This is a genomic window from Jatrophihabitans sp., from assembly GCF_036389215.1.
Classification (GTDB): Bacteria; Actinomycetota; Actinomycetes; order Mycobacteriales; family Jatrophihabitantaceae; genus Jatrophihabitans_A.
Map to the genome: position 1 here is coordinate 1 of NZ_DASVQG010000347.1, position 1,786 is coordinate 1,786.

Sequence of the window (1,786 nt, forward strand, 5' to 3'; positions counted from 1 at the left end):
ACAACCAGCAGGCCCTGACAGCCGGGTAGGGGCGACCCGATCAGGGCTCAGCCGTCAGAAGGGTGGCTGCAACCGCGCCCGGGCGGCTTCGACGTCGAAGTCGGCCGCCGGGTAGCTCAGCTCCAGCCCGAGCAGCGCGTCGCGCAGCAGCTGGCTGACCGCCCAGTTGCGGTACCACTTGGAGTCGCTGGGAACGATGTACCAGGGTGCCGACTCGGTCGAGGTGGCCGCGATCGCGGCGGCGTAGGCGGACTGGTAGTCCGACCAGTAGGCCCGCTCGTCGATGTCAGCGGGGTTGAACTTCCAGACCTTGGTGGGATCGTCCAGCCGGGCCAGCAGCCGCGCGCGCTGCTCGCCATAACTGATGTGCAGGAAGCACTTGAGCAGGACGGTCCCGGACTCCGCCAGCTGACGTTCGAAGGCGTTGATGTCGGCGATCCGCTCGGCCCAGGCGTCGTCGTCGATGCTCTCGTGCACCCGGGTGACCAGCACGTCCTCGTAGTGCGAGCGGTTGAAGACCCCGATCATGCCCGCGGGCGGCAGCGCCCGGCGGATCCGCCACAGGAAGTGGTGCGCCGCCTCCTCGGCGGTCGGCTTCTTGAACGAGGTGATGCGCACCCCGGCCGGGCCGACCTGTCCGACCACATGGCTGACCACGCCGTCCTTGCCCGAGGTGTCGGTGCCCTGCAGCACCAGCAACACCCGCCGCCGGTCACCGTTGGCGCCGTTGGCAAAGAGCATCTCCTGCTGGGCGGCCAGCACCTTCCCCGTCTTGGCCAGCTCCTTAGCCGCCTCGGACTTCGACCGCGGAGCCAGCGGCTTGCTCGTGGCGTCGTAGCCGAGCAGGGTGACCGGACCCTGGGCAGCCCGCAGGGTCTCGCGCAACGGCACGGCCTTGGCGACTGGCTTCGGCGTCATCCGGCCACCTTACTGGCGACCCGACGTCAGCCGTCGAGCCGCCCGCCGCCGTCGGCCCGCGCCAGCCGTCGAGCAGTGCCGCCGTCGAGCAGTGCTCAGCCGGCGATCTCGAGCAGGGTGACCGTCATGCTCGCTCCGCTGGCGACCCGGTAGGTCAGCTCGTCTCCGGGCTGGGCGCCCAGCAGCACCGCACCCAGCGGGCTGGTCGGGGTGATCACCTCGACGCCGGGGGCGGCCTGCTCGACCAGCCCGATCAGGAACTGCTGGTCCTCGTCGTCGTCGGAGAACCGCAGGGTCACCAGGCTGCCGATCTCGGCGACCTGAGCGGCTGGAGCCTCGGTGATGGGGGCCTGCAACTGCACCTGCAGCGCCGCGATCCGGGCGTCGAGTTCACCCAGCCGGATCAACGCCTCGACGTTGCCCGCGTGATCGGCAGCGTCGCCCGAGCCACCGGGCGGGATGCTCTCGATCGCCGTCTGCGTGCGTTGCGCCTGGAGGTCCTCCAGCCGGGCCGCCAAGGCAGCGTGGGCTGACGGTGAGAGGGAAGGCACGATCATCGTCATGGAGGTTCCTTAATGTCGTTTTAGAGCCGTTCGTCGGATGGCTGTCTAAATCTGTAGCAACTCCGCTGGCCCGCAAAACGTTCCTGAATGTGACCAGCAATTTCGCAAGGTACGGCCGGCGCTCCGGTGGCGCCCGCGGGCCACTGCCCGGCGCGCCGGTCGGAGAAGGTGTTCCCGGGGCGGATTGTGCTGAGATAGCAGCCATGCGCGTTCTGCTACCGGCCGGCTCCGCGCCGGACGCACCAGCCGGCGACGGTCCTGTCGACCTGCACGCCCACTACGCCGAGGGCTGGCTGCCCGAGGGT

The 1,786-nt window shown here is 69.6% G+C and carries 2 protein-coding genes; both read right to left on the reverse strand.

Annotated features, from left to right (window positions below):
* Positions 1 to 54 precede the first annotated feature (54 nt).
* Positions 55 to 918, reverse strand: coding sequence for a PPK2 family polyphosphate kinase (locus VF542_RS20015; RefSeq protein ID WP_408653459.1), 864 nt, complete (start codon positions 916 to 918; stop codon positions 55 to 57).
* A 95-nt stretch (positions 919 to 1,013) separates the two neighbouring features.
* Positions 1,014 to 1,481 carry a GreA/GreB family elongation factor gene (locus VF542_RS20020; protein ID WP_408653460.1) on the reverse strand — a complete coding sequence of 156 codons (468 nt, stop codon included), beginning with the start codon at positions 1,479 to 1,481 and terminating at the stop codon, positions 1,014 to 1,016.
* Positions 1,482 to 1,786 lie beyond the last annotated feature (305 nt).